This window comes from Alteromonas genovensis (assembly GCF_010500895.1).
Taxonomy (GTDB): domain Bacteria; phylum Pseudomonadota; class Gammaproteobacteria; order Enterobacterales; family Alteromonadaceae; genus Alteromonas; species Alteromonas genovensis.
On record NZ_JAAAWO010000010.1, the window covers coordinates 118,494 to 145,322 of the forward strand.

General features: G+C 44.6%; 25 protein-coding genes. 11 read left to right on the forward strand and 14 right to left on the reverse strand.

From position 1 onward, the window contains the following. Positions 1-400 precede the first annotated feature (400 nt). Together GTQ48_RS13410 and GTQ48_RS13415 are read left to right on the forward strand one after the other, a co-directional pair. The gene (locus GTQ48_RS13410; RefSeq protein ID WP_163107123.1) at positions 401-1,306 is read left to right on the forward strand and encodes a mechanosensitive ion channel family protein; all 906 of its coding nucleotides are present in this window, start codon (positions 401-403) and stop codon (positions 1,304-1,306) included. 62 nt (positions 1,307-1,368) lie between these two features. Continuing rightward, complete coding sequence (locus GTQ48_RS13415; protein ID WP_081926709.1) at positions 1,369-1,524, forward strand: entericidin A/B family lipoprotein; 156 nt, start codon at positions 1,369-1,371, stop codon at positions 1,522-1,524. Positions 1,525-1,691: 167 nt separating this feature from the next. Here GTQ48_RS13415 and GTQ48_RS13420 read toward each other — a convergent pair whose 3' ends face one another. Beyond that, complete coding sequence (locus tag GTQ48_RS13420) at positions 1,692-2,138, reverse strand: MaoC/PaaZ C-terminal domain-containing protein (protein WP_163107124.1); 447 nt, start codon at positions 2,136-2,138, stop codon at positions 1,692-1,694. 221 nt (positions 2,139-2,359) lie between these two features. Here GTQ48_RS13420 and GTQ48_RS13425 point away from each other — a divergent pair, with 221 nt between their 5' ends. Together GTQ48_RS13425 and GTQ48_RS13430 are read left to right on the forward strand one after the other, a co-directional pair. After that, on the forward strand, positions 2,360-3,262 hold the full coding sequence (locus tag GTQ48_RS13425; protein ID WP_163107125.1) for a LysR family transcriptional regulator: 903 nt from the start codon (positions 2,360-2,362) through the stop codon (positions 3,260-3,262). A gap of 325 nt (positions 3,263-3,587) precedes the next feature. Then, positions 3,588-3,986, forward strand: coding sequence for a DUF3718 domain-containing protein (locus GTQ48_RS13430; protein ID WP_163107126.1), 399 nt, complete (start codon positions 3,588-3,590; stop codon positions 3,984-3,986). Positions 3,987-4,028: 42 nt separating this feature from the next. Here GTQ48_RS13430 and GTQ48_RS13435 read toward each other — a convergent pair whose 3' ends face one another. From GTQ48_RS13435 to GTQ48_RS13450, 4 genes are all read right to left on the reverse strand, one after another. Beyond that, on the reverse strand, positions 4,029-5,048 hold the full coding sequence (locus GTQ48_RS13435) for an alpha/beta fold hydrolase (RefSeq protein ID WP_163107127.1): 1,020 nt from the start codon (positions 5,046-5,048) through the stop codon (positions 4,029-4,031). Positions 5,049-5,153: 105 nt separating this feature from the next. Then, positions 5,154-6,953, reverse strand: a complete 1,800-nt coding sequence (locus GTQ48_RS13440; RefSeq protein WP_163107128.1) for an acyl-CoA dehydrogenase C-terminal domain-containing protein — start codon at positions 6,951-6,953, stop codon at positions 5,154-5,156. A 9-nt stretch (positions 6,954-6,962) separates the two neighbouring features. Beyond that, on the reverse strand, positions 6,963-8,144 hold the full coding sequence (locus GTQ48_RS13445; protein WP_032096579.1) for an acetyl-CoA C-acyltransferase: 1,182 nt from the start codon (positions 8,142-8,144) through the stop codon (positions 6,963-6,965). Between the two features lie 11 nt (positions 8,145-8,155). Then, the gene (locus GTQ48_RS13450; protein WP_163107129.1) at positions 8,156-10,276 is read right to left on the reverse strand and encodes a 3-hydroxyacyl-CoA dehydrogenase NAD-binding domain-containing protein; all 2,121 of its coding nucleotides are present in this window, start codon (positions 10,274-10,276) and stop codon (positions 8,156-8,158) included. A gap of 243 nt (positions 10,277-10,519) precedes the next feature. Between GTQ48_RS13450 and GTQ48_RS13455 the strand changes: the two genes are divergently transcribed. The 3 genes from GTQ48_RS13455 to GTQ48_RS13465 all read left to right on the forward strand — a co-directional run bounded on the left by GTQ48_RS13455 (position 10,520) and on the right by GTQ48_RS13465 (position 12,784). Beyond that, positions 10,520-11,425, forward strand: coding sequence for a haloalkane dehalogenase (locus GTQ48_RS13455; protein ID WP_163107130.1), 906 nt, complete (start codon positions 10,520-10,522; stop codon positions 11,423-11,425). Between the two features lie 43 nt (positions 11,426-11,468). Continuing rightward, the gene (locus tag GTQ48_RS13460) at positions 11,469-12,233 is read left to right on the forward strand and encodes an SDR family NAD(P)-dependent oxidoreductase (protein WP_163107131.1); all 765 of its coding nucleotides are present in this window, start codon (positions 11,469-11,471) and stop codon (positions 12,231-12,233) included. Between the two features lie 272 nt (positions 12,234-12,505). After that, positions 12,506-12,784, forward strand: a complete 279-nt coding sequence (locus tag GTQ48_RS13465) for a hypothetical protein (protein WP_163107132.1) — start codon at positions 12,506-12,508, stop codon at positions 12,782-12,784. A 202-nt stretch (positions 12,785-12,986) separates the two neighbouring features. Here GTQ48_RS13465 and GTQ48_RS13470 read toward each other — a convergent pair whose 3' ends face one another. The 4 genes from GTQ48_RS13470 to GTQ48_RS13485 form a co-directional block, all read right to left on the reverse strand. Next, a complete protein-coding gene (locus GTQ48_RS13470) occupies positions 12,987-13,961 on the reverse strand; it encodes an NADPH:quinone oxidoreductase family protein (protein WP_163107133.1) in 975 nt (324 codons plus the stop codon). Between the two features lie 92 nt (positions 13,962-14,053). Continuing rightward, positions 14,054-15,085, reverse strand: a complete 1,032-nt coding sequence (locus tag GTQ48_RS13475) for a phosphotransferase family protein (protein WP_163107164.1) — start codon at positions 15,083-15,085, stop codon at positions 14,054-14,056. Between the two features lie 39 nt (positions 15,086-15,124). Continuing rightward, positions 15,125-16,339, reverse strand: a complete 1,215-nt coding sequence (locus GTQ48_RS13480; RefSeq protein ID WP_163107134.1) for an acyl-CoA dehydrogenase family protein — start codon at positions 16,337-16,339, stop codon at positions 15,125-15,127. Positions 16,340-16,350: 11 nt separating this feature from the next. Next, a complete protein-coding gene (locus GTQ48_RS13485) occupies positions 16,351-17,037 on the reverse strand; it encodes a histidine phosphatase family protein (protein WP_032096588.1) in 687 nt (228 codons plus the stop codon). 325 nt (positions 17,038-17,362) lie between these two features. On the opposite strand from GTQ48_RS13485, the gene GTQ48_RS13490 reads away from it, so the two are divergent. Genes GTQ48_RS13490 through GTQ48_RS13500 form a run of 3 tightly spaced genes read left to right on the forward strand, consistent with a single transcriptional unit; the run spans position 17,363 to position 20,666 of the window. Then, the gene (locus GTQ48_RS13490; RefSeq protein ID WP_163107135.1) at positions 17,363-18,607 is read left to right on the forward strand and encodes a hypothetical protein; all 1,245 of its coding nucleotides are present in this window, start codon (positions 17,363-17,365) and stop codon (positions 18,605-18,607) included. Positions 18,608-18,616: 9 nt separating this feature from the next. Next, on the forward strand, positions 18,617-19,072 hold the full coding sequence (locus GTQ48_RS13495) for a hypothetical protein (protein ID WP_163107136.1): 456 nt from the start codon (positions 18,617-18,619) through the stop codon (positions 19,070-19,072). A gap of 1 nt (position 19,073) precedes the next feature. Next, positions 19,074-20,666, forward strand: a complete 1,593-nt coding sequence (locus GTQ48_RS13500; protein WP_239060133.1) for a GGDEF domain-containing protein — start codon at positions 19,074-19,076, stop codon at positions 20,664-20,666. Between the two features lie 11 nt (positions 20,667-20,677). Here GTQ48_RS13500 and GTQ48_RS13505 read toward each other — a convergent pair whose 3' ends face one another. Next, positions 20,678-21,319, reverse strand: coding sequence for a DsbA family oxidoreductase (locus tag GTQ48_RS13505; RefSeq protein ID WP_163107138.1), 642 nt, complete (start codon positions 21,317-21,319; stop codon positions 20,678-20,680). 161 nt (positions 21,320-21,480) lie between these two features. Beyond that, positions 21,481-22,392, reverse strand: coding sequence for an SGNH/GDSL hydrolase family protein (locus tag GTQ48_RS13510; RefSeq protein WP_163107139.1), 912 nt, complete (start codon positions 22,390-22,392; stop codon positions 21,481-21,483). On the opposite strand from GTQ48_RS13510, the gene hemN reads away from it, so the two are divergent. After that, positions 22,369-23,814, forward strand: a complete 1,446-nt coding sequence (gene hemN, locus GTQ48_RS13515; RefSeq protein WP_163107140.1) for an oxygen-independent coproporphyrinogen III oxidase — start codon at positions 22,369-22,371, stop codon at positions 23,812-23,814. The two genes, GTQ48_RS13510 and hemN, sit on opposite strands and share 24 nt — an antisense overlap. Here hemN and GTQ48_RS13520 read toward each other — a convergent pair. From GTQ48_RS13520 to modA, 3 genes are read right to left on the reverse strand one after another with little or no spacing between them, the layout of a single operon-like run. Further along, complete coding sequence (locus tag GTQ48_RS13520) at positions 23,801-25,063, reverse strand: ATP-binding cassette domain-containing protein (RefSeq protein WP_163107141.1); 1,263 nt, start codon at positions 25,061-25,063, stop codon at positions 23,801-23,803. The genes hemN and GTQ48_RS13520 overlap by 14 nt on opposite strands. Further along, positions 25,060-25,791: a molybdate ABC transporter permease subunit gene (modB, locus tag GTQ48_RS13525; protein WP_239060127.1), complete on the reverse strand. Its 732-nt coding sequence runs from the start codon at positions 25,789-25,791 to the stop codon at positions 25,060-25,062. The genes GTQ48_RS13520 and modB overlap by 4 nt, the downstream gene beginning before the upstream one ends. Continuing rightward, the gene (gene modA, locus GTQ48_RS13530; protein ID WP_163107142.1) at positions 25,779-26,804 is read right to left on the reverse strand and encodes a molybdate ABC transporter substrate-binding protein; all 1,026 of its coding nucleotides are present in this window, start codon (positions 26,802-26,804) and stop codon (positions 25,779-25,781) included. The genes modB and modA overlap by 13 nt, the downstream gene beginning before the upstream one ends. Positions 26,805-26,829 lie beyond the last annotated feature (25 nt).

Genomic DNA, 26,829 nt, shown 5'->3' on the forward strand with positions numbered 1-26,829 from the left:
CAAATCTGGGCGTTTCACTACCGGCAAATATAATCTCGCGTTCCGCTAGCGACCTGCTATTCGATTTTCTGTTATTTTTATAAGGGCATAAACAACCTATGTCCTCAAATTGATACTATGCCTGATTTCTAAGTTTGTAAATTTATTGTGAATAATATGTTTACATTAATTTTACACATGGTCTTACCAGTTATACTTTAGAATAAGTCTTGCGGTGAATATCGATAATAATGGGTAGAAATTGCGGATTAGGCGTGAAATTAGTTCACAACATGCAACCCTCTTGTGAAGGATGAAATATAAACCTCAACAAATTCATAACCTTAAAAGATTTGAAAAAGCGGAACAGTTCTTGTTAACCCTTCTCTATTAGTCTCAAATAGAAGAAAACAACACGCTTATGGAAATACCTCGCATCGACGACGTGTATAAATTGCTCACCGGAAAGCTAGAAACTTGGATGGAAAGCGCAATAACTATCCTTCCTAACATTGTGGTTGCATTAATCATTGCCATCGCATTTGGCTTTATAGCGAGGATTGTAGGAAATATTGCCGGTACTGTGATGCGTCGTACGTTTGAATCTCGCCAGATTGCAGGGTTACTAACGTCTATTGTTAAGTCGCTTGTTCTAATAGCCGGTATTTTTATTGCTCTTGATTTCGTGGGTTTAAAGGGCACGGTGACATCGCTACTTGCCGGCGCAGGTATTATTGGCCTAGCCATCGGTTTTGCTTTTCAGGATATGACAGAGAACTTTATCGCCGGTATCGCAATGGGCATTCGGAAGCCGTTTGAAATTGGTGATGTAATAAAAGCAGAAGGCGTATTTGGTAACGTAAAAAGTATTAACTTGCGCAATACCTTGGTAGAAACATTTTACGGACAGTTAGAAGTTATACCGAACAAGGTTTTGTTTAGAAATATTCTTACCAACTACTCCACTCTTGGAAAAAGGCGAATAGAAGTTCCTGTTGGCATATCCTATGCCGATGATATTGAAAAAGCCGGCAAGGTCATTGTCGAGGCGATGAAGGATAAAGAGTACGTCATTATTAAAGATGAAACTGCGGTATATGCGGAATCCTTTGGCGACTCTAGTATTAATTTAGTGCTGTGGTTTTGGATAAGTTACCCCGGTGAACATGGCTTTATGGGCGTACGCCACGATGCAGTATGTACGGTTAAAACCGTTCTGGAAGAAAACGATATTCTAATTCCGTTCCCAATTCGTACTTTGGATTTTAATTCAAAAGGGAGCGATAACCTTGACACTATGCTCAAGGACAAAGAAGAAATTCAGTGAACACTGATTTGCGACATCTTATGAATAGAATGGCTATTCAAATCATAAAACGGAGATACACTATGAATAAGTTAATAGAGTCAAAGATTTTAAGAACTGCGTTTTTTGCACTAGTAATGGGTGCAAGCATCGGTGGCTGTGCCACGGTTGAAGGCGCTGGAGAAGATATTGAAAGTGCTGGCGACGCCATTGAAGATGCCGCTGACGACGCATCATAAGCTAGTACAGATAAGCGTATTAGTTCAAACATCAATGATGTAATAAAAGCTAAGTCGGGACTGTACGTCCGTGTATCATGTACATGGGCGTACAGCACCGGCTGATATTCTCGAATGCTCGTCGCCCTACCCTCAAAACGAGCTTTGAATAAACGTAAAGGTTGGCGTTAGGCCAATACAGCAAGCATTAAAAAAGTCCCTACCAGTGCGGGTTTTCCGCTTGATTTTAGCATGCAGCTAGCTTCGACCTTGTACAATTTCCCTTGAAGTTTATCAGAAATATCAGTGACTTTAAATTGATATCGAATAGCATCATCACGTCTCACAGGCTCTAAAAAACGTAGCTTATCCATGCCATAGTTTATGGTTGAAGCAATTTTATCGCTGTGCCCTACAACTTGTGAAAATGCATTAGGCATTAAAGATGCAGATAGAAAGCCGTGGGCAATCGTAGTTTTAAATGGGCTTTCTTTAGCGCATCGTGCTTCATCTAGATGGATCCATTGGTGGTCGCCAGTAGCATTGGCAAACTGAGTTATCATGTCTTGTGACACGACAAGCCATTCTGACTGTTCAATTGTATCGCCTACTGATAAATCGATGAGTGTTTTCATTGGTTTGTATCCTGTCCTATTTGTAATGTTACTAAACTACTATTACTAAGATGAATGTTTCAATTAACTTTTAATAATAGGTATTTATAAATATTCTTGTTACACTCTCGTGAATAATTAGTGGTTGCTGTGAACATAATTGTGACATTTAATTACGTCATCATAGCTTCCGTTTTATCTATTGGCTTTTTCAGGGCACTCGCCCCACTGAAGGATTACTTATGAATCTCAATAGAGTCGACTTGAACCTTTTTGCTGTGTTTGATGCGATATACACAGCTGGCAGCTTAACAAAAGCAGCCGATGTCCTATGTATAACGCAACCTGCCGTGAGTAACTCATTAGCAAGATTAAGAGAGATGCTAAACGATCCCTTATTCGTGCGCACAGGCCACAGCATGACACCAACGCCCGTGGCGCAAAATATCATCGTTCCAGCTAGACAAGCACTCGCTCTATTGCGAAAAAGTGTGCAAGAAAGCCACACTTTCGACCCGCTTACGGCTGAAAAATCATTTAATTTTGCGAGTCGAGACTTGTTAGAAGCCAGTATCATGCCCCGTCTAGTGTCTCGCCTTCAAAATTTAGCACCTAATATCGGTATAACCAATTACGAAATACCACGAAGCCAGGTGGTGTCAGCAATGGCAAGCGGCACATTAGATTTTTTTGCCGATGCGTCTACCTTTACCGACCCCCACCTGTGCAAAGATAAAATTGCTCAAGACAGGTTTGTGGTATTAGCGAGAAAAAATCACCCGGCGCTTAAGAACGGCCTAGATTTAGAAACGTTTTTGCGCTTAGGCCATATCAACGTATCTCAAAGAAAATCGGGAGCAGGCCCTATCGATATTGCACTAGATAAAATGGGTAAGCGCCGGAAAGAAGTGATGCGCGGTCAGCACTTTTTAACAGTGCCCAGTACCATTGTTAAGACCGATTTGATTGCGTGTTTGCCATTCCATTTGGCCAAGCACTACGACCTAGCTATTTATGAAGTGCCTTTTGATTTACCGCCAGTAGAATATTTTCTATATTGGCACGTCAGTGCTGATCATGACTATGCTCATATGTGGATGCGAGAGCAAATTATGGAAGTAGCAAGCACCTTTAAGCCTCACTGAGCCTTATAGATATCAATTGTTAAACACCCCATATTAAGCCCCAATAAGATTAAACCTCATTGGGGCTTTTTTATGTCAGCTTGATACTAGCAACACCCTTTTCTAACAGAATTGTGATTTTCAAACATTGGCGAAAAAGCGCATAAAAAATACGCAAATCATTAATACAAAAAGCTAAAAACAACACTAAAGTAGCATGAACTTTAGTATAGGGTATGAACGCTCATACTTAGTTATCTGTTTGCATGTTTTTGCTTTCCCCGACATTGCGTTTAATTTGGTCGTACACAAAACAACCACCCCATATTGAATAGGAATTTTAACCATGTTGAAAATAGTTAAATCTTCTCTACTTATAGCCGCGTCTACTATCGCCTTTTCAAACATTGCTCAGGCAGACGACATCAATGATGCCCTTGCTAACATCTGCACTATTGTGGAAGCAGACGACAAAGGCGAACTACGTAAAAAAATGCGTCGTGTGCAGTCAGATTACAGATTAAAATTACATGACTATTACTCGGGTATATCGTGTGGTGGACAAAGCTTGATTAGAACAGCACTTTCTAGCAATGCGGTTGAAGTAGGTACATTAATGGTTAAGAAAATGCCAAGTAAAGTTTTACAAACGCCTGAAGCAGACGGTAAAACACTGCAAGCATGGATAGCAGAACAGGGACTGCAGTCTTCTCCAATCTCTGAAGAGCTAAACAGCAGAATTTAAGACTCACACATAGCTAAACCCGAAAAAGCGCCTCATAAGGCGCTAAATAAACGCTAACACTCTATCAGACGCCCAGTTTGGAAACTCTCGGTGGATCCAATGCGTTGCTGTCTCGTGATAAATAACCTCACAATGAGGTACATACTTTTCAATCCCGCGTAGCACTGCATTATCAAACGCTAAATCGTTTCTTCCCCACAGCACTAGCGTGGGTACCCCAATATAAATATTGGGCACATGAATAGTCTGTAGCACTTCGTCCGACGCATCAACAGGAGGGATATCTTGAGGCATGCATCTGTAGTAATTGAGCATTGCGCTAAGGCGTGCCTCTTGCCCCCAATCATTCAACAACGTGGAGGCATAATCCCATTGCTGCTCAAAAAAACCTTCTCCAAGCATGTCTTTAAGTAACTTGAAATCTGTAGATATCAAACTCGACACTGCGTTTTTATCACGTAGCGAAGAGATATACTGGCTCTTCACTCGTTGTTGTTTGCTTACGATTAAAGATTGAGTGAATGTGGATGGATGCGCAGCATTCAATATAACCAGTTTATGAATTAAGTCGGGATGAAAAGCAGTGAGCGGCCACGCAATAGCACCTCCCCAGTCGTGAGCAACCAGAATCACTTTTCTGCCTTTTTTTACCTTCTTAATAAAAGTGGCCATACGATTTATTAACGCAGGAACTTCATACTGTCGTTCTTCACTTAAAGGATCGGAAAGATGATAACCAGGTAAGTCTGGCGCAACGATATCGTAGTGCAAAGGTAAGGTACGAATGAACGCTTCCCATGCATGGGCGTTTTCAGGAAAACCATGAAATAATACAAACAATGTGTTATCGCTGGTGAGTTCTTTACCTAGTTTCGCTGAGGGCTCTTTACCTAGCTCCGCTGAGGGCTCTTTTTCTAATCCAGCTAAAGGCTCTTTACCTAAGCCGGCTGAGGGCTCTTTGCTTCGAGTCGCTGAGGGCTTTTTACCTAAACCCGCTGAGGGCTCTCTACTCAAATAATGAATGCGTTTTCCATCAATTGTCACGTATTGCGATTGCAACATAACACTCCCTCATAGGCAGGAAATAAAAAAGCCGGGAAGCGTGAAATACGTATTAAGCGCATTCACCCTCACCCGGCTTTTACCACAAGATGTTGTAAGCGTTAATTACTCAACGGCAAACATGCTTTCAGGCATAGACATTAGGTTGTCTGCACCTGACTGCATCGCCGATACTAGTGAGCGCGTGCGAGTAAGCAAACGGTCAAAGTAGAAGCCTGTAGTCAGTATTTTACTCTTATAATACTCAGTTTCTGTGCTTCCGGCATCAAGCTGCTCTTGCGCTTTAACTGCCATACGAAGCCAGAAGTAACCTACTGTGACATAACCTGAATACATAAGGTAATCTACTGACGCCGCGCCAATTTCATCTGGGTTAGACGCCGCAACTTTACCGATATCCATGGTTACTTGCTGCCATTCATCGAGGTGAGAATTAAGGGCGTTTGTCCACGCGCTAAACTGTGCATTGTCACGAAGTGAGTTACAGTAATCGCGAACTTCCTGAACAAACACATTGAGCAATTCACCGTTAGAACCCATCACCTTGCGGCCAAGTAGATCCACTGCCTGAATACCCGTGGTTCCTTCATACATAGTACAAATACGCGTGTCACGTGCAAGCTGCTCCATGCCCCACTCTTTAATGAAACCATGGCCGCCGTAAACCTGCATACCATAGCTTGTGGTTTCCTGTGCAGTTTCAGTCAAAAACGCTTTAACAATCGGCGTCAAGAATGCAAGTTTTGCTTCTGCTGTTTGCTTGGCAACTTCATCGTCGCAGTAAAGCGTTACGTCTACCATTTGCATGCAATACGCAGCTAAAGCACGGTTACCTTCGGCAAATGCTTTTTGCGTTAATAGCATACGACGCACGTCTGGGTGCACAATAATAGGATCCGCAGGACCGTCTGGGTTCTTGCGCCCTGTCATTGAACGAAATTGCACTCTGTCTTTGGCATACTTAAGCGCACCTTGGAAAGACGCCTCTGATGCCGCCAAACCTTCAAGGCCAGTGCCGATACGTGCAGTATTCATAAAGGTAAACATACAGTTTAAGCCGCGGTTAGGAGGACCAATCAGGAACCCTTTCGCGCCATCGAAGTTGATTACGCACGTCGCGCTCGCTTTGATGCCCATTTTATGTTCGATACTGCCGCAGCTTACTGCGTTTCTATCTTGCTTCTCGCCGTCGTCAGACACGTTGAATTTAGGAACAACGAATAACGAAATACCTTTTGTGCCTTCTGGCGCATCCGGTAAACGCGCAAGCACAATGTGTACGATATTTTCAGACATATCGTGCTCACCAGCAGAGATGAAAATCTTAGTGCCGGTAAGGCTATAACTTCCATCTTCTTGTGGCTCGGCGCGACACTTCAGCATACCAAGGTCAGAACCACAGTGCGCTTCTGTAAGACACATGGTACCCGTCCATTCACCGCTGATAAGCTTGTGAAGGAACTTTTCTTGCTGCTCTTTAGTACCGTGCGCTTTTAATGTTTCCATACAGCCTTGACTTAGGCCTGGGTACATTGCCCACGAGTGGTTGGCACCAGAGAACCATTCAGCAATAATAGAAGCCAGAGAGTAAGGAAGATTTTGTCCGCCAAACTCTTCCGGATGCGCCATACTCGGCCAACCGCCTTCTACGTAGGTCTGATAAGCTTCTTTAAAGCCTTTAGGTGTTGTTACCACACCGTCTTCCCATTTACAGCCTTCTTCATCGCCCGACTGATTAATTGGGGCTAGCGTGTTTTCTGAAAATTTCGCTGCTTCAGAAAAAATGGCTGATACCAAGTCTTCAGAGGCTTCATCGAAGCCTAGCTTTTGATAGTGACTTTGAAAGTCGAGTAGCTCATGTGTTACAAACATGGCGTCGCGTTGTGGAGCTTTATAACCTTCCATACTAATTACCTATAGAACTTCAAATAAACCAGCAGCGCCCATGCCGCCACCGATACACATAGTGCAAACAACAAATTTCGCACCACGTCTTTTACCTTCGATGAGTGAATGACCCACCATACGAGCACCGCTCATGCCATAGGGGTGACCAATAGAAATGGCACCACCGTTAACGTTTAATAATTCGTCTGGAATGCCCAACTTGTCACGGCAATACAATACCTGTACTGCAAATGCTTCATTAAGCTCCCATAGACCAATGTCGTCCATGGTTAATCCATGCTGCTTTAATAGCTTAGGAATGGCAAATACAGGGCCAATTCCCATTTCATCTGGTTCACATCCTGCAACCGCAATCCCGCGATAAATACCAAGGGGTTGCCCTTTGCCTTTTGCCGCAGAGTGCTCATCCATAATAACAGTAGCGCTTGCACCGTCAGATAGCTGGCTTGCATTACCTGCAGTAATACACCCGCCTTCAATCACCGGGTTTAAGCTTTGTAAACCTTCTAGTGATGTTTCTGGACGATTGCCTTCATCTTTAGATAAGGTTACTTCGCGTTCGCTTGTTTCACCGGTCTCTTTATTAAAGAGTGTCTGCGTTGCAGTAATCGGTACGATTTCGTCATCAAACTTGCCTGCTGACTGAGCCGCGGCTGTTCGCATTTGACTTTGATAGCCGTACTCGTCTTGCACATCACGACTGATGTTGTATCGCTTTGCAACCACTTCAGCGGTTTGCAGCATAGGCATATAAATATTTTTATGCTTCGCTACTAATGCTGGGTCTACCGCACGATGCATGTTCATGCTTTTGTTTTGCACTAGTGAAATAGAATCTAAACCGCCAGCAACCATGATGTTGGTATCGCCAGTGCGAATAGCATTCGCCGCCGTCGCGATAGCATACATGCCAGAGCTACACTGTCTGTCTAATGTCATTCCAGCAACAGACGTAGGTAGGTCGCCAGCAAGCGCTGCTAAGCGGCCAATATTCATTCCGCCACTGCCTTGTGTTAGGGCTGCACCCATCACAACATCATCTACGCTTGCTGGATCAATACCAGCGCGAGAGACTGCATGCTTTATCGCATGCCCGCCTAGTGAAGGCGCAGGTAGATTATTGAGCGCGCCTTTGTAGGCACGGCCAATTGGTGTTCTTGCGGTACTAACAATTACTGCATCACGCATAGTATTGTTCCTTATTTTTTATAGTGCTTAAAACTGCCGCCTTCTTGCGCCAATTTTACAAGTAAATCGCTAGGCTCTAGCCACATTTTTCCGTAGTCGCCAAGTTGGTCACGGTATGTAGTTAACTTATCGAGAATAGTCTGAAGCCCTACTTCATCTGCATACTGCATAGGACCACCACGGAACACAGGGAAGCCATAGCCGTAGACGTAAATCACATCAATATCGCTAGACTTAGCAGCAATGCCTTCTTCTAGAATACAGGCACCTTCATTGATAAGAGAAAACATGACTCGCACCAAAATCTCATCATCGCTGATGTCAGAGCGCTGCTCTACGCCGAGTCTCTGTGCTTCCTTCTTCGCAATATCGAGTACTTCAGGGTCAGGAATAGGAACGCGACTGCCCGGTTCATAGTTATAGGTTCCGCGACCAGTTTTCAGGCCATTGCGATCCATTTCTACCAAGCGGTCGGCAACAGCGCCGTATGCCGGGTCGTGCGCAATATGTTCTTGGCGAGACTGGCGAACGTAGTAACCAATATCAAGCCCAGCCATATCGCCCATTGTAAACGGCCCCATGGGCATGCCGAAATCGGTAAGCACTTTGTCCACTTGCTCTGGTGAAGCGCCTTCTAACAATAAGCGGTTCGCTTCTCGTCCGTATGGTTCAATCATTCGATTGCCAACAAAACCAAAGCAAACACCCACTAGCACCGCGACCTTTTTGATGCGCTTAGCCATCTTCATGCAGGTTTTAATAACCTCAGGTGACGTCTTCTCAGCTTTGACCACTTCGAGCAAACGCATGACATTAGCAGGAGAGAAGAAGTGAAGCCCAATGACGTCTTGTGGTCGAGATGTTGAGGTAGCAATTTCATCGATATCAAGTGTAGATGTATTAGAAGCTAAAATAGCGCCTGGCTTACATACTCTATCTAGCGTTGAGAATACCGTCTTTTTCACTTCCATCTTTTCAAACACAGCTTCAATCACTAAATCTACGTCACTTAAGTCATCGTAGGTGGTTGTGCCACTAAGCAGTGCCATGCGAGATTCAACTTGTTCTTGCGTAAGCTTTCCTTTTTTAGCGCTGTTTTCGTAATTTTTGCGAATAAGAGCAAGCCCTTTCTGTAAGGCTTCTTCTTTAAGCTCGAGCATCGTTACTGGGATGCCTGCATTGGCGAAGTTCATCGCAATACCGCCGCCCATGGTTCCAGCGCCTATAATGGCTACCTTCTCAATAGCGCGCTCAGGTGTTGATTTATCGAAGTCACTGACATGACCCGCCGCGCGCTCTGCAAAGAAAAAGTGCTGCTGCGCTCGCGCTTGTGGCGTGTTCATGCACTCCATAAACAACTTGCCTTCATTTTTAAGGCCATCTTCGAAAGCCAACGTGTAGGCGCCGCGAACCGCTTCGATACATTTAAGCGGTGCGAAAAATCCTTTTGATGCTTTTTTCGTTTGAGCGACTACAGCGTCAAAAACGGCTTGTGTTCCATCAGACATTGTTAAGGAAATATCACAGGTACGCTTAATAGCCGTTGCACCACCTAAAGACGCTAAATACGCTTTGGTATCTTCTAAGAGGTGTTCAGGCTTATCTGATATCTTGTCAAAAACGCCTGGTAATTTGAGTACAGAAGTGGGCTTACCTGTCACTATCATTGTTAAGGCTGTTTGCGCGTCTGCCAAGCGAGGTAAACGCTGCGTTCCGCCAGCGCCTGGTAAAATACCTAGATTAACTTCTGGAAGACCCACTTTATTGTCGGCAAACGTGATGCGATGGTGGCATGCTAAGGCAACTTCTAAACCGCCGCCAAACGCTGGCCCCGGTAAAACGGCAACGACCGGCTTTGACGCGTTTTCAATCTTCTCTAGTACTTCAGGTAAGTTTGGTGATAAATCACCGCCTGCAAATTCACTGATATCGGCGCCACCTGAAAATATTGGCAGAGCGGATGTCACCACAATAGCTTTCACACCACTGTCGTTAATCGCTTGTTCAATGCCGCCTATTAGGCCTACGCGAAGTGCTCGAGAGAGTGCGTTAACTGGTGCACTCTGCATAGTAAGCGTGGCAACACCCTGCTGCACATCATACGCTACTGCTTTGTTATCCGTCTGAGTCATAACCATATCCTGTTTATCACGTTAACCGGATGTTATTGCAGTGTTGCCAATCATCCAAGTTTATTGGTGTTATAGACATTTATCACAATATTTAATACGGCAACGAAACCCTGTTTTTTCATCGGATCCGCTTTCACGCTAGGCAATACAGGAGTTACAGATTAATTGACAGAATGAGATAAGGGTGTTTTTGTTATCATATCGTTAATTATTTTACATTTAATTTACAGGGACAAGTAAGCTATGCAGATACTGAAAACACCTGAAAGCGCCTTTTCGAATATCTCTGATTTTCCGTACGAACCACAGTATGTTCAAGTAACCGATACCGTTAGTAGCGAACTGTCCATGGCCTACTACCAAGCAGGTCCGACTGACGGTCATCCCGTTGTTTTACTACACGGTGAACCAACTTGGGCTTATCTCTATCGAAAGATGATCCCCATTTTAGCTGATGCAGGCTTCAACGTGCTTGCACCCGACCTTATTGGGTTTGGTCGTTCAGACAAACCTACACGCAGCAGTGACTATACCTATGCAAGGCACTTAATTTGGGTACGAGAATGGTTTAACCAAGTCGTAAGACAACCCGCTACGCTGTTCTGTCAAGATTGGGGAGGCCTATTAGGTCTTCGACTTGTGGCAGATATGCCTGAGCGATTTTGTGGTGTAGTGGCTGCAAATACCGGGCTACCCACGGGCGACCAAAAACCCAGTAAGGCGTTTACAGCATGGCGTCGATTTTCTCAAGACGTACCGGAGTTTCCAACCTCAGATATCATTGATAAAGGCACAGTAACCGACTTATCAGATAGTGTGAAAGCGGCTTACGACGCACCATTCCCTGATGAGACATATAAAGTAGGCGCAAGAATGTTTCCCCTATTGGTCCCTACACAACCCGACAGCACAGACTCTCAAGCCAATCGAAACGCTTGGCAGTCGCTTAAGCTGTTCAACAAACCCTTTATGACCGCCTTTAGCGATAGCGATCCTGTGACAGCAGGCGGTGACAAATTTATGCAGCACACCATTTTAGGCTGCAAGGGAATAGCACACACCACAATTAAATCTGGTGGTCACTTTTTACAAGAGGACAAGGGTGAAGAATTAGCTCAGGTTCTTATTTCATTTATTAACAATTACTAGGGCGTATTGACCTAGGTATTTCAGAACACATTAAGGAAACATCATGGATTCACTACTTAACTTTACCGACCACGTTGTGCTGATTACTGGGGCAGGCAGCGGGTTTGGCCGGCTTTTGGCGACAGGGCTTGCACATCGCGGTGCAAAACTTGTGCTCAGCGACATAAATGAAGCGTCGCTCAACTCGGTAAAAAATGAACTTGAAAGTGTTACCGATGTGGTGAGCATCGCAGGCAACATTGCAGATGAAAGTCTAAATAAGGCGCTGGTAGACGCGGCGTTAGAGAAATTTGGTCGCTTGGATATTGCCGTCAATAACGCAGGTATTGCTCACACGCCAGCGCCCGTTCATGAAATGACTGAGGCCATCATGGATAGTCAGTTTGGGGTTAATGTTAAAGGCGTGATGTTTGGCATGAAATACCAAATTCCTGCCATGCTCACTCAAGAAAAGGGCCATGTGTTAAACGTGAGTTCTCTTGCAGGTCTTGGCGGCGCTCCGAAAGGCGCAGCCTACGCAGCAGCAAAGCATGCCGTTGCCGGCATCACTCGCACCGCAGCAGTAGAATATGGGAGAAAAAATGTGCGTGTAAATGCAATATGCCCATTTTACAGCCCAACCAACATTCTAAATGTGGACGGGTATAATACACCAGAGGCCCAAGCTCAACTTGGTCAGGGCAGCCCAATGAAGCGCCTAGGAGAGCCACAGGAAATAGTTAACACTATGATGCTAATGCTGTCTCCTGGGAACAGCTATATGAACGGCCAAACTATAGCAGTAGATGGCGGCGTCACCGCTTGGTAAGAGGCTTCACCGCGAATAAAGAGCGGCGTCATCGCAAGACAAAAAAGCCGCTGTATTGCCTAGCATACAGTATAAATTTTCATACCACGGTATGAGCCACTCTATTTTGTTTTAAATCCATTTTAGTTGTAATGGAGATCAACAAACAAAGTCTGACGAAAGAGGCGAGTGCAACCGCCTCTGACGTCTTTTCTCTCTCGGTTAGTGCACCCAAATCTGTAATAAAATGCTGCAATAAACCGGAGGCTGAACTAAACATTATAAGAGAGCCAATGATGAAAACACTTATTAGCATGATGTTGCTTAGTGCTTGTTTAGCGGCTGCCCTTTTTCCTCATAATTTGGCTGCAGCAGAAGATGCAAAGCACCAGCCAAACCTCAATAGTTCAGAGCAAGTGCAACCGATTTTCAAAAAAATTCGACGCAGCTCTAATTACCTATCTAACCGTGTATCGCAACGTATTATCACTCCGCGAAATAGTAAAACGTCGTTAAAGCAGGCCCATCTTATTCATACAGCGTTGCCATACACATTGTCGCAACCTGAGTAAGTCGTAAACTTCATTATTCTAAACTCTTCAGACTTACTGTTTTGGCTGTTGTAATTAACAGCCCTGGTTAATCAGTCAACTGATACATTTTAACATAACGCATATCTTGCCCTACTCGCTTTACTCGCCTGTCAGCCTGATGTTTAACACAGACATAAAAAAGCCCACAGTAATGTGGGCTTAGTGGAAGTAGCAAAAATACTTATGGTGTGATGACCATTTTCCCTTTCACTTCCCTATTCATAACCTTTGTCATCGCTTTGGTTGCTTGCTCTAGAGGCAAGGCTTCATCAACAACTACTTTTACCTTTCCCTGTACATACCACGTTAGGAGCTCTTGCATATTTTCGGCAAACCCTTTGGGATCGTGCTGAGTAAACGAGCCCCAAAATACGCCCATTACCGAGTATCCTTTTACCAAGGCTAAGTTTACTGGGAACTTAGGTATCTCTCCGCCAGCAAACCCAACAACAAGTAATCTGCCTTCCCACGCCATACTTCTACTACAAGCATGAAAAGTATCACCGCCGACACATTCATAAATAACGTCGGCACCTTTTCCGCCCGTCACTTCTTTCAGCGTCTCTTTGAGATCCTTGTCTTTATAATTGATGAGTACATCTGCACCATACTCTTTTGCTAGGGCAAGCTTTTCTTCTGTAGAACATACTGCAATAACGTTAGCCCCCATTGTTTTACCAATTTGAACGGCCGCTAAGCCGGTGCCACCAGCTGCACCTGTCACAACCAGCGTCTCGCCAGGCTGTAACTTCGCACGCTGTTTTAAGGCATGGTGAGCAGTAGCATGAGCAGTAACAAGCGCCGCACCTTCATTCACATGAATAGGGTCTGGTAACGGCATAACGTGGCTTGCTTTCACAGCTACTTTTTCAGCATAACCGCCCAGATTAGAGAGCGCGATAACCCGTTGTCCTTCTTTGACGTGACTGACTCCCTCACCCACTTCACAGACAATGCCAGCCACCTCGTTGCCAGGAATAAACGGAAAGTCAGGTTGCATTTGATACAGGCCTTGTACCAAGAGCCCATCTGGAAAGTTAACCCCTGCCGCCTGAACATCAACAACAACATGCCCAGGTTTTGCTACAGGATCGGCAACGTCTTTTACACGTAAATCATCTACTGGCCCAAAGGCTTCACATACAATCGCTTTCATCTTTTCTCCGTATTCTGTTTTCTCTATGTGTTCGGCGAAAAAACCAAAACGCATTACCCCGAGGGTTAAATCATAGAAAACAAGTGTGTCTGTTATTCACTGTCTTGGTGTATGGTTTGATTCGCTATTTGCGCTAGAGGACGTACCATCGCCCCCAACTGCATCGCTTTCTCACTAGATGCATTACCATCGTGAGCGCGCTTCACTACGCCTTGCAAAATAGCGGCGAGTCGGAAAAAACTGAACGCGAGATAAAACGTCCAATTATCAATTTTTCCCATATTCCGTCGTTTACAGTAAGCATCTATATACGCTTTTTCTGAAGGGATACCCAAAGCCTCGCGATCTAGCCCTCCTAACCCTGCTGCGTGAGCAATGTCTGAGGGAAGGCGCAGCTGCATGCACTGATACGCTAAGTCTGAATAAGGGTGTCCCAGTGTAGACAGCTCCCAATCAAGTACAGCTATTACCCTAGGTTGCTTGGTATCAGACATATCAAACATCATGTTGTCGAGTCTAAAGTCGCCATGGACCAACGAGACCTGTCCATCATCATCAGGCAAATTAGCTTCTAAATAACTAATTAGCTCTTCAATTTCTTTAATATGCTCTAGCTCTGACGCTCGGTATTGTTTAGTCCAGCGACTTAACTGGCGTTCAAAATAACTGCCGGGCTTTCCATAATCGCTCAGCCCTGCAGATTGAACATCGACGCTGTGCAATGACGCAAGCACTCTGTTCATTTCATCATACATCGCCTTACGGGTGCTGGAAGTAGCAATCTCAGGCAGCGCACTATTCCAAAAAATATCACCGTCAACATGGGCCATGATATAAAACATACTGCCGATAATATCTGGGTCTTCGCACAGGTGATATGCCTTAGGAACCGGTACTTCAGAATTTTGCAGCGCATTAATCACTCTGAATTCGCGGTCTACCGCATGCGCTGATTTAAGCAGCTTTCCCGGAGGCTGGCGCCGTAAAACAAAGGTGCCATTGTCAGTAAGTAGCTTGAAAGTCGGGTTCGACTGGCCGCCAGAAAACTTTTCAGCCTCTTGAATGTGCCCTATTTCTGGGCACGCGGTAGTTAGGTAAGTGTTTAATACCGCTAAATCTAACATATGAGGTGCAGTCGTGTTTTGTGCAGTCAAAACAGCTCCTTATGCGTTTTTATCAGCAATTAAATTACGACCTAACTGCATCATGTGCACTTGGTCTGGGCCATCGGCAAGCTTAATGGTGCGTGCATATGCATACATTGCAGACAATACAAAGTCTTGACTCGTTCCCGCCGCACCGTGCATTTGAATAGCGTCGTCTATCACGTTGCACGCCATGGTTGGCGCAACAATTTTAATTGCCGCAATAAGGTCACGAGATACTTTATTACCGTATCTGTCCATCTTATCGGCTGCCTTTAGCGTTAATAAACGCGCCTGCTCAATATCGCAGTGCATCTTGGCAATGGTTTCACGAATAGACTGCTGTTTTGCTAACGGCTTGCCAAAGGCAATTCGAGATTCTACTCGTTCACAGGCCATATCTAATGCGCGCTGTGCACATCCGATTAAACGCATGCAGTGATGAATTCTACCTGGACCAAGGCGGCCTTGAGCAATTTCAAACCCTTTACCCTCACCCACGAGCAGATTTTCAGCAGGCACACGTACGTTTTCAAACAAGACTTCGGCATGACCAATCGGTTCATCATAAAATCCCATTGCTGCCATAGGCCTAACAATGGTGACGCCCTTGGTATCCATAGGCACGAGTATTTGCGATTGTTGCTGATGACGAGGTGCATCAAAATCAGTTTTGCCCATCACCACCATAATTTTGCAATTCTCATTCATTGCGCCACTGGTGTACCATTTTTTACCATTGATAACATACTCATCACCGTCGCGCGTAATAGACGTTTCAATATTTGTTGCATCGCTCGACGCCACCGCAGGCTCAGTCATCGCAAACGCAGAGCGAATCTCTCCGTTTAACAAAGGCACTAACCATTCTTCTTTTTGCGCTTCGTTGCCGTATTTGGCTAATACTTCCATATTGCCTGTGTCAGGCGCGCTACAGTTGAATATTTCAGAACTGAACAACACGCGCCCCATTTCTTCACAAAGTGGTGCATATTCGGCGTTAGTCAGCCCGGCTCCGTAAGGCTTGTACTCTTCGGGTAGAAATAAATTCCACAACCCTGCCTCGCGCGCTTTTTGCTTTAATGCCTGCATCATCGCTGGGGTTTTCCAACGGTCTTTTCCATTCTCTACGGCATGGATGTACTCTTGCTCAATTGGATACACTTCGTCTTTCATGAACGCTCTTAGTTTTTCTAAAAGCGCTTGTGTTTTTTCGTTATATTCAAAATTCATCGCTGTCCCGTTTAGCTATAGGTAATGGCGTGTAACCTGTCAGTCACATCCAGGTGAGGTACGCTATTGAAGTTATTTAAGTGAACGCCTCGCTTATTAGCAAAGCATTGTGAAAAGCTGGCATTGCGTATTTGCAAATTCATGTTGATAACCGTTGCAGAGTCGTAGCCTAAAATATGTTTCAGCATCATCGCGATAGCGCCGCCAGAACTGACCACAAGTACGCGTTTTGCATCGCTATTTTGCAAACGTGTGAGCATTGAACCTACACGCCCTTCAAATTGCGCCCATGTTTCATCGAGCAACCCATGCTCTAGTTCATCTTGTGACCACGCAAGCATGGCCTTTTTCAATAAGCGATAGAATTCAGCCGGTGATGCTCCTTCAGGCACTTTGTCTTCCGGGAAACGGCTAAGATACGCAGCAGCAACCGCCTGAAAGTTAAACTCGTTAAGTGCACTGTCTCGTGTAGCCTCTGGTAAATACTTCCCCCCAGCGGATAACCCTTGTGCAATACCCTCGTTAGTTTCACGGTGTCTTACCATGTCTCCCATAAAAACGCTGTCGAACTGAATGTCGCGATGGTGGAAATAGTCACCTAACCACACGGCTTGCTGTGCGCCTAGTTCACTTAGCTTGTCGTAATTCGCCTTACCGAAAGACGCCTGCCCGTGACGAACTAAATAGATATCTGTCATTACACGCTCTTATGTTACCAATATGTTAACCATACTAAGAAAACTAGTTGCATAAGTTTAATTGATATTTTGAATGGGAGTTCATCATGTGAAACTATTCGGACCTGAACGAAATTGGTCGTCGCCATGAAAAGAAATAAACTCCCAGAAGCCTTTTACAAAACTATGGCAATTCTGCTTGTGTCTTCCCGATGAGGTTATGTTGCAAAAGATACCGATTATTTAGCTTTCTTTGTTTCTCAGCTATGCTTGCTATAATCAAGAGTAAAAGACTTATATATTTATTCGCGTTAGTAAGGATAGTCTTCGAAATGGACACAGATAAATGTTAAATAAGCAGTTTTTCCTTTTTGCATTTCTAATGAGTTTACTGGTGACTCGCAGCGCTGTTGCAGAGCAAGAAAAGCTTGAAGTTAGCGGGTTTGGTACGCTGGCTACGGCAACGGCAGACACTCGCACTTATCAATTTCGCAACGACCGTTCTCAAGCAGAGATTGCTAAAAAGAATGGTTTAGCCTTTAAACCACTCAGTTTGATTGGCGTACAGTTTGACTACAGTGTTTCAAATAACCTCGATTTTGTTGGGCAATTTGTTTATCGAGCGCAAGATGAGCAGAATCTAGACTCAGTGACCCAAATGGCCTTTCTCAGATACGATATCACGCCGTCGTGGCAATTAAGGGCCGGAAGACTTGCTGCCGATTTATTTCACTTCAGCGATACCAGAGACGTTTCAATTGCCTATCCTTGGGTAAAAGTACCTACCGAAGTTTATGGGATCGTACCTGCCAGAAGTTTTGATGGCGCTGACATTAGCTATTCAAGACCTTACACCGATTTCAACCTACTGGTAAAAGCGTTTTGGGGCCAAGGTGAGAGTGACTTCACCAGCAATGAGTACGACCCAATTACGTTTAATGACTTGCGCTCTATTGGCGTTGAGTTTGTGGCTTTTGATTGGAGTGTTGCAATAAAACACACGTTAACTGAGGCGGAAAATGATAATTCAGACTCGGCGTTTGTTGCGACAACGGTTGCCCAATTACAACCTTTTTGGAGTGGCGCCACCGATTTTGCTAACTCATTAAGTTTGCGCGGTGCAACCATCCAATACACATCGTTATATATGAATAGGTACCTAGGTGATTGGGAAGTATCAGGCGAACTCTCCCATATCGATTCTGATTCACTTGCATTGAGGCAATCACTGAACGGTTTTTTAAATGTTAGCTATCACTATGGTGCGCACACGTTTTATGGTTTGTATTCATTCGCACAGTCAGACACTTATTTTTTAAGTGAGGCTCAGCCAGATTTTCCTATTACCCCCACTACCGCGGAATTAGCCGTTTTCATTGAAGAAGTAGGAAGTACGCTGGCACACAATCAGCAATCATTTTCCGTAGGGTGGCGTTGGGATTTAAAAGAAAATCTCGCCTTTAAAGCGCAAATCGAACGAACCGATATCGAGGCCAGAGGGGGCGGCCTTAGGGCAAGAGATGGATTAGTTGTCAATAGTGAAGACGGCGTTGCTCATACCCTGCTACTTGCTTTAAGTTTTAGTTTTTAGGGGTGGATGATGAATTTATATCGCCTCCGCTTCATCGTTATTGCAACAATTCTCGCACTTGAGAGTGTCAATTGTTTTGCTTATGTCGCTGAGAACGTGCCAAGTAAGATAGTGGTTGTTACGAATCACAATAACGATGTTCAAGTGTTGGATAAAAAAGGCCTAATTAATTTATTTATGGGTAAATATTCTGCGTTTCCAAATGGTAAACAAGCGACTCCTATCGATGTTGAATTAGATGAAAAACTTAAAGCGCAATTTTACCAAGCATTAGTGGGTTTGCCCCTTGCACGTATAAATGCTTACTGGTCGAGGTTGAGGTTTTCAGGACGGGTAAAGCCACCGGTAATAGAACAAACCGTTGATGATGTAAAACAACGTCTAGAAGACGATGAGTCTGCTCTCGCTTATATTTATGAGTCTAATGTTACCGACAATATGAAGGTTGTGTATCGCTTTGATTAATATGCATGGGTTAGGCTTTCGACTGTCATTGTTTTTAATTGCTGCCGCTATGGTGGTGGTGTTAACCACGGCCGAGTTTTTTTATCGCGTGACTTACGAGAATGAAATAAATGAGGCGAACCATGACATTGAAGAGCTTTACCGTACCGTAAGTGCAACCGCTTCCATAGCGGCGTTTTTAGAGGATGAAGACCTTGCCAAAGAAGCCATTAATGGTTTGGTAAAAAGTGACAAGATTCTTGCTGCCTCTATTAAAAGCGAGGCCTTGTATTATCAACTTAACGTGAATGAAGCCATAAACCGAGACACAGAGCCCCGTATGTTTGCGGTGCGAAACCCTTTTATCCCGGAAGAAGCCCTTGCCGAGGTCAATATATACCCGAACTTTGATCACATTATCCAACAAGCCAAAAAAATCAGTACCGACAACAGCTATGCGCTATACGCTGAAGCTTTGGTGGTGGGTATTGTTGCTTTGTTTATCACCTACTACATAATTATTGCCCCCATGCTTCGCGTGGGACGTTCGCTTCATGAGATTACACCCGGCACCGCACAGCGCATTGATGTACCTGACTACCACTCTCGCAGCGAAATTGGTACGTTGGTGAACGACACCAACCAACTTTTAGGTAAGGTTGAAGAGCAGTTTTCACAAGAAAGACAGTTAAGAGAAGAGATTGAGTTTTTAGAAAAGCGTTTTAGGATGCTATTTGAAAATGCAAAATCGGCAACGGTGCTAATGACTGAAACGGGAACCATTGAACTTAACAATAACGCTTTTACCGATTTAGTCGAGAAAATAGGTGTAGAAGTAAAGCCAGATTACGGCGAGTTGTTGAGCGAGCTGTTTGAAAACCCTACCGCCATTAAAGAAACGCTACTGGAGTCATTTTCCCGCAATGAGTTTGCAACGGGCGAATTCAAACTGAAGTCGGTGAATAAAAATGTCATTTGGGTTCAATTAATTGCCAGTCCATTGATCACCGAAGACGGCGAGCGTTTTTATCAATTGACCCTGAACGATATATCAAGCCGAAAACATGAATTACAGATGCTGGCTCTGCAAGCTGACTTCGACTCACTGACCGGAATATACAATCGCAATGGCGGTGAAAAGCTGATTTCAAAGCTAATGAGTAAGGGACATCACTTTGCGCTTGCGTTAATAGATTTGAACGGATTTAAAGCGGTGAACGATATTTATGGGCACGATGCAGGCGATGAAGTGCTTATTTTTGTTTCGGAACAACTTAGGGATAAGATCCGCAAAAATGACATGGCAATTCGCTGGGGGGGTGATGAGTTTGTTTTGCTGTTGCAAGCCGAAGACGAAAAGTCTGTGAAAACGGCCATATCAAAAGTGAATGATGCCATTAAGAAGCCGTTTTACTTTAATAACGAAACTACGCCTACCGTTATTACTATGAGCGTTGGCGTCGCGTTTTACCCCCGCATGAGCCAAGATATCAATACATTAATAAAGCTTGCGGATATCGCAATGTACAAAGCTAAGCAAAATAAAATAGCGGCGCCAGATGACTATCTTATTTTTGCTCAGCCACACTCTCAGGAAAAGGGTGATAGGGCGTAAACCCTCATTCGCTATTGACTAGCGCCGGCCGCCTCTTTGATGAAAGCGGCTAGGGTTTCGGGGTCTTGTGCGCCTGCTACGCCTTGATTGCCTATGACAAACGTAGGAACGCTTTGAATTCCTCGTTGCATCCAAGCCGATTCTAGTTGCCTCACTGCATCGCTGTACCGCTCATCGGCAAGCACGTCTTTAATGGTTTGAACATCAAGACCAATGCTGCTTCCCTCCTGAATAAGAATATCTGTATTGTTGATATCTTTTCCTTCAGTAAAATAGGCTTCAAACAAACGCATTTTCATGGGTACCGCTAAGCCCATCTCGTCGGCATAATGGATAAGTTGATGGGCCTTGAAGGTATTTTGCATGGTAGCGTCATCGGCAAGATTAAAATCAAAGCCAATTGTTTTACCAACATCAATAAGGCGCTGCCTGTTTTCACTGCTTTGTGCTGGAGTAATACCGTACTTTTCTATAACGTGCTCACGCAAGTTCTGCCCTTCTTCAGGCATTGCGGGATTAAGTTCGAAGGGGTGAAACTTCACCTCTACACTGATGTTATCGAGCTGCTGTATTGCCTGTTGCAACCGCTTGTAGCCCACAATACACCAGGGGCACACAACGTCAGACACCATATCAATTGTAACTGTTTGCATTTTTCCTCCCTTAAAATTCACGACGCTTCAGTAGCTCAAGGTACGGCATGTGATAACCCTCTTACAAGCGCACTACGCTATAAACACGTCATCGATGTGCGAATAGTCTAATTATTGGTATGTAGACCAAGACGTGGAGATCACTTTACTCATTCGCTCTTTCAGTGAGCGCGCCTATTTTCCCCCTCGACACCCCCCTTCTGCTCTTTTCTAACAAGCGTAACAATCTGATCAGCCCACAGTGCATATCCAACGCTTGAAGGATGGAAACCGTCCTCTGCCATTAGTTCAGCTGTCGCTTCGCCCTTCACATTAACTATATTAAGCTGAAGCAGCCTACTATAAGGTAATATGCCTATGGTACTTGCTAATACGCGATTGAGCAGTGACGCTCTTTGTCCCAGCATAAAACGCAAGGGTTGAGGAATGGCGGGAAACGCATGCATGGGTGGAACCGCAGAATAAATAATTAGGGCTTGTTGAGATTGCTCACATAGAAATTTTTGCAGCAAAATGTGATGAATTTGCCGAAGATTGTTGCGCCATTTAGTTAAGGTGATGAATCTAGTTACATCATTTACCCCAATGGAAACCACAATCACCTGATACCGGAGGCTTTGCTCATGCTTAAGCAATGCAATGATATCGCTACTCGCTAGCCCCGTGCGAGCGTGGAGAGTGACAGACACTGCGAAAGACTCGCCAAGTGATTGTGATAGCGCTTGGTACAACTTTCCAGTTAGCGCATCAGATTGCGTACTTACGCCAACGCCAGCTGCTGCTGAATCACCTATCACCAGTACGTTAAAGGGTATTTGCTTACCTTCGGGCTTGTGGTCTAAAGGTTCGCTTTTAAGCTCTCGCGCACCCGATGGCTCTGGTAAGCGAAGGGTTTTCTTACGAACCCACATAGCCTGAATAATGATAATGGGAAAAATGACTAGCAAGCCAATATTAAGCGCCAAAACATTGAACCAAATCAACTCACCGCCTTCCTTGTATTGATAACATATTGTTAGTTTTCTCTCATCGGTAAAAGAAGAAATGTCATGGCCGCAAATGATGTAAGCCAAGCTGTAAGCCCGCAAGCCGTAAGCCAGAATAAAAACCAAAGTGTAAATCAACTAAAAGGGCCAGCAAGTGAAATAGATCTAACTACAATAGCAAAATACGCAAAACATGCACCGCGCTATACGTCCTACCCCACTGCGCTTAACTTCGTCTCAGTAAACAATGACATACTTCGTATTGCAAATAAAAACACACAGGCTGAGGCTTTAAGTATTTATGTGCACATCCCATTTTGTCAGACACTTTGCTATTACTGCGGATGCAATAAAATTGTGACTAGGCACAACAGCAAAGCAGACGAATATCTCGACTACATCGAAAAAGAGCTATTAAGCAAGTCACATCTGCTAGCAGAACGACAGGCTGTGTCGCTTCACCTAGGCGGCGGCTCTCCTAGTTTTTTAAGTGAGCAACAGCAAGCCACTTTAATGACATCATTAAAAAAGTACATTACCTTTGATGCTCAAGCAGAAATAGCCATTGAACTAGACCCGCGAAACGTGGACCTTCCCTACTTAAAGAATTTAAGAGAGCTCGGCTATAACCGCTTAAGCTTTGGATTACAGGATACCGATTATCAAGTTCAGCAGACAATAAATCGAGTTCAAAGCACGCTTCACATCGCAGACTTAGTCTTTGAGGCAAGAAATTTAGGTTTTAGTTCTATTAACTTAGACCTGATCTATGGCCTACCTCATCAAAGCGAAGACACGTTTAGAACCACAATAGCCGCCACGAAAGCCATGTCGCCGGACAGAATATCACTATTTAGCTATGCGCATCTGCCAGAACGGTTTGCCGCACAGCGTAAATTCGGTAAAGACATTTTGCCTAATGCAGAGCAAAAAGCAGCGCTCTACAATATCGCGGTAACTGAATTTAAGCAGGTTGGTTATGACATGATTGGCCTTGATCATTTCGCTAAAAAAGCTGACCCACTCGCTAGGGCAAAAAACGCAGGCCAACTGCATCGAAACTTTCAAGGCTACACCACAAAAGGAGATACAGATTTAGTAGGCTTTGGCGTGTCTGCTATTAGCACTGTAGGCAACGCTTTTGCACAAAACCCAAAGCAATTAAAAGACTATTACGAGCAACTTAACAACCACAGACCAGCTGCCGCTATTGGGTTGTCACTTTCTAACGATGACCTTATTCGAAGAGATGTAATATCAAGCCTCATGTGCAATCTATCGCTAAAAAAAGACGCTATTGAGGGTAAGTACGGCATTGCCTTTGACGACTATTTTGCCATTGAACTCGACGCGTTGCGCCCGTTGCAAAAAGACGGCCTTGTGTTGCATATGAATGAAGGGATAGTGGTGCCAGAAAGTGCAAGAATCTTCATTCGTGCCATTTGTGCAACCTTCGATGCTTATGTCGACTCGACTAAAAACATGACCCGCTTTTCTAAAGCAATTTGAAGCGCGCAATTACGAGCATATTTTTAGCGAGTTGAAGGCGACTTACTGATAGCGTACTGATAACCGCATGCAGTGCTGGTTGCTCGTCCTCGCTCATGTCATTCTGGTTGATAATACGAAGATTAAGCAACACTCGACCGCTCTTATGATTATCGAAATGGGTAATATCTTCTATCACACAGTTGAGCGAATTCAATATGCTCGATGTCGAATTTTCAGTCATTGCTGCCGTATTTGTATCGATACTGACTTCACTTGCTTTTACCGCTAATCGCACCTGGCCGCCAGCGGATAGCGAATTATCAATCTCGTTTTTATCTGCTTGATTAGGTTCACACTCACTGAAGCTTGCGACTTTTGACCTTACTATACTGGACCTTGCTGCAATGAGCGACTTTTGGGAGACGTACAGCCGCTGCCCGCTAACAATGACTTGATACACCGTATTCTGATCTGGTTCTCCAAAATCAGTGGCGTGTTCAATAAGCATCTCTTGCTCAGGGTGGGTAGTCTTTTCAGCGTTTGTGTGAGTACTCTCTTCAGCGTGGCTGCTCAACGTTGCCTCAGCAATACATTCAACAACGCCGTTAAGTATGGCTGAGGGAGTATGTATCGCCCCGCCTTGGTACATATTGGGAACAACGCTATCTACATTACCTACTGCTTTTATTTTCCCAGCACAGACGTAAATCATCTCGTCACTCAGTAACAAAAGCTCATCAATGTCATGGGAAACCACAAAGCATGTAAGTTGCGATACCGCGCACAAGTGGCGTAAAAAAGCGTAAATGTGCCGCCTGGTTACAGCATCAATTGCGCTAAGTGATTCGTCGAGCAGCAGAATGTGAGGCCCGTTAACTAATGCCCTTGCAATAGCCACCCGCTGGGCTTCACCGCCAGACAAGGTTGCAATTTGTTTTGACAGTAGGTGCTCGCAGTGACACCCTTTTACCGCTTCATTAATAGAAATAGCATGCTCACTGGCATGACGGGTGGCAAGCTGTAAATTGCCTTCCACATTCACATGAGGGAACAATAAGGGCTGTTGGAATACAATACCAATTTTTGTCGACATATTGCCCCAATTAGCCTGGGTTAATGCGCCTTTTTCAAAACCTGCTATGCAGCGCAACAAGCTGCTTTTACCCGCACCGGATGGCCCAGTGATACCGATAAATGACGAGGAAGCACGCAGTTCAACCCGGCCTTCTATTCTGCTTGGAAGCAATACCTCAAACGCCACACTCATCGCTTGCGCTCCGGGTCTATATTTCTAGTACCACTTGAAGGGTCTGCGCCACCATTAAAGCGATAGAGTAGCGCTAACACAATAAAGGAAAACACAAGTAGTCCAAGGGACATTACATGAGCACGCTCATACTCTAGTGCTTCAACTTGCTCATAAAGCGCAATGGAAAGTACCTGGGTTTCACCCGGTATGTTGCCTCCAATCATGAGCACAACCCCAAATTCACCTACGGTATGAGCAAAGCTGAGCCCAAATGCCACTATGATTGGCGCTTTGCAAAGAGGCAGCACAATACGATACAAACCTTCTAACCGCGAAAAACCAAGAGAACTCGCTACCTCAAGATACCGTTTATCTAGCTGCACGAACCCACTGTATAAAGGCTGAAGGGCGAAGGGCAGTGAATATATTAACGAACCAAGCACAAGCCCTTGAAAGCTAAATACCAATGTACTGCCTGTTAATGCCAGCCACCACTGCCCCAGCGCACTTTGGGGTGAGAACGCGATGAGCAAGTAAAAGCCAAGCACGGTGGGTGGCAGTACTAGCGGCAATGCCAGCACAGACAGAACCAATGATTTTGCCTTGTGTTGCCAGTTCGCCAAAATCCATGCAAGGGGCATAACTATAATCAACAATAAGACACTGGTGACTAACGCTAGCTTAAACGTGAGTAAGACAGTATTTAACATTTCAGCATTCACCATATCGGCATCTACATACCCCATGAATCAGCACCCATTTTGCCTATGTGATATGTAGCGCGAACATGAGTGTGATGATGACTCAATACACCTTCATACCCCCAATCACTCAGTGATGATTGCACTGACGAAGACAGTAAATACTGCACAAAAAGACTCGCCGGTTTGATGTGGACTAACGATCCAGTATTTACTACCTCACCCACGCTATTTATCGAATCAAAAACATTTGGGCTTAAGGCAGCGGCATCGTTGTCGTTAATGGCTAACGATTGCACTATGGGAGCGTGTAGGCTTTCATCAATAAGCGACCAGTACATTGTTTGATGTAAGCCAGTTGCTATATAAGAGCTACCTGTTTTATCAAAGCCAGCTGGTTTATTGAGAATTGTACCTGATGTTGGCGCTGATACACCTTCGAGGTTCTCATTCTCACTGTGACTGCCACTACTACCCTCACCTTCGGCAAGCACTGTAGAGTATGCGACTAAAGCACCTTTTACATTGCCTGTACTCACATACTGATACGCTTGCAGCACATTCTTCCCTTTTACTAGCCTATCTTTAAGCGTATTCCACAATGACGTGTTGTGTAAAACCTGCTGTGCGGCCAGCCCATAAGGCGCTAGTTTAGGGTTGGCAATAGCAAACTTACCGCTGGTTTCTGCGATAAAACGTTCAAGCGCCGTTTTCGTCTCTGTACTGGCATTGGGTGTAATTAGGGCCAGTCGGCCTCGGGCAAAGGCTGTCACGTTATCGGGATGAATAAGGTTGTTCTTCGCTAACATGGCGGGTCTTGCTGTGTCTGCAGAGAGAAAAACGTCAAAGCTCGCGCCGTGAAAAATTTGCGCGTAAAGGGTTCCGCTTGATGACGTTGTTATGGATACGTCGATGCCGGTAGTAGCGGTGAAATCGGATGCAATTGCCGCTAAAGGCTTCGCGAAATTTGCCGCAACCGCAATGTTAAGCCGTGGTGACTTTGCATAATGATGGTGAAAAACATTTGAAAAATTTTGCGCACTTTTCGTGGTGGCCATTGCGGAGCTTGAGAGTAACAAAAGT

Coding starts and splice junctions, on each gene's coding strand:
- GTQ48_RS13410 (WP_163107123.1), top strand. CDS start 401: ATGGAAATACCTCGCATCGACGACGTGTATAAATTGCTCACCGGAAAG.
- GTQ48_RS13415 (WP_081926709.1), top strand. CDS start 1,369: ATGAATAAGTTAATAGAGTCAAAGATTTTAAGAACTGCGTTTTTTGCA.
- GTQ48_RS13420 (WP_163107124.1), bottom strand. CDS start 2,138: ATGAAAACACTCATCGATTTATCAGTAGGCGATACAATTGAACAGTCA.
- GTQ48_RS13425 (WP_163107125.1), top strand. CDS start 2,360: ATGAATCTCAATAGAGTCGACTTGAACCTTTTTGCTGTGTTTGATGCG.
- GTQ48_RS13430 (WP_163107126.1), top strand. CDS start 3,588: ATGTTGAAAATAGTTAAATCTTCTCTACTTATAGCCGCGTCTACTATC.
- GTQ48_RS13435 (WP_163107127.1), bottom strand. CDS start 5,048: ATGTTGCAATCGCAATACGTGACAATTGATGGAAAACGCATTCATTAT.
- GTQ48_RS13440 (WP_163107128.1), bottom strand. CDS start 6,953: ATGGAAGGTTATAAAGCTCCACAACGCGACGCCATGTTTGTAACACAT.
- GTQ48_RS13445 (WP_032096579.1), bottom strand. CDS start 8,144: ATGCGTGATGCAGTAATTGTTAGTACCGCAAGAACACCAATTGGCCGT.
- GTQ48_RS13450 (WP_163107129.1), bottom strand. CDS start 10,276: ATGACTCAGACGGATAACAAAGCAGTAGCGTATGATGTGCAGCAGGGT.
- GTQ48_RS13455 (WP_163107130.1), top strand. CDS start 10,520: ATGCAGATACTGAAAACACCTGAAAGCGCCTTTTCGAATATCTCTGAT.
- GTQ48_RS13460 (WP_163107131.1), top strand. CDS start 11,469: ATGGATTCACTACTTAACTTTACCGACCACGTTGTGCTGATTACTGGG.
- GTQ48_RS13465 (WP_163107132.1), top strand. CDS start 12,506: ATGATGAAAACACTTATTAGCATGATGTTGCTTAGTGCTTGTTTAGCG.
- GTQ48_RS13470 (WP_163107133.1), bottom strand. CDS start 13,961: ATGAAAGCGATTGTATGTGAAGCCTTTGGGCCAGTAGATGATTTACGT.
- GTQ48_RS13475 (WP_163107164.1), bottom strand. CDS start 15,085: ATGTTAGATTTAGCGGTATTAAACACTTACCTAACTACCGCGTGCCCA.
- GTQ48_RS13480 (WP_163107134.1), bottom strand. CDS start 16,339: ATGAATTTTGAATATAACGAAAAAACACAAGCGCTTTTAGAAAAACTA.
- GTQ48_RS13485 (WP_032096588.1), bottom strand. CDS start 17,037: ATGACAGATATCTATTTAGTTCGTCACGGGCAGGCGTCTTTCGGTAAG.
- GTQ48_RS13490 (WP_163107135.1), top strand. CDS start 17,363: ATGTTAAATAAGCAGTTTTTCCTTTTTGCATTTCTAATGAGTTTACTG.
- GTQ48_RS13495 (WP_163107136.1), top strand. CDS start 18,617: ATGAATTTATATCGCCTCCGCTTCATCGTTATTGCAACAATTCTCGCA.
- GTQ48_RS13500 (WP_239060133.1), top strand. CDS start 19,074: ATGCATGGGTTAGGCTTTCGACTGTCATTGTTTTTAATTGCTGCCGCT.
- GTQ48_RS13505 (WP_163107138.1), bottom strand. CDS start 21,319: ATGCAAACAGTTACAATTGATATGGTGTCTGACGTTGTGTGCCCCTGG.
- hemN (WP_163107140.1), top strand. CDS start 22,369: ATGGCCGCAAATGATGTAAGCCAAGCTGTAAGCCCGCAAGCCGTAAGC.
- GTQ48_RS13520 (WP_163107141.1), bottom strand. CDS start 25,063: ATGAGTGTGGCGTTTGAGGTATTGCTTCCAAGCAGAATAGAAGGCCGG.
- modB (WP_239060127.1), bottom strand. CDS start 25,791: ATGGGGTATGTAGATGCCGATATGGTGAATGCTGAAATGTTAAATACT.
- modA (WP_163107142.1), bottom strand. CDS start 26,804: ATGGCCACCACGAAAAGTGCGCAAAATTTTTCAAATGTTTTTCACCAT.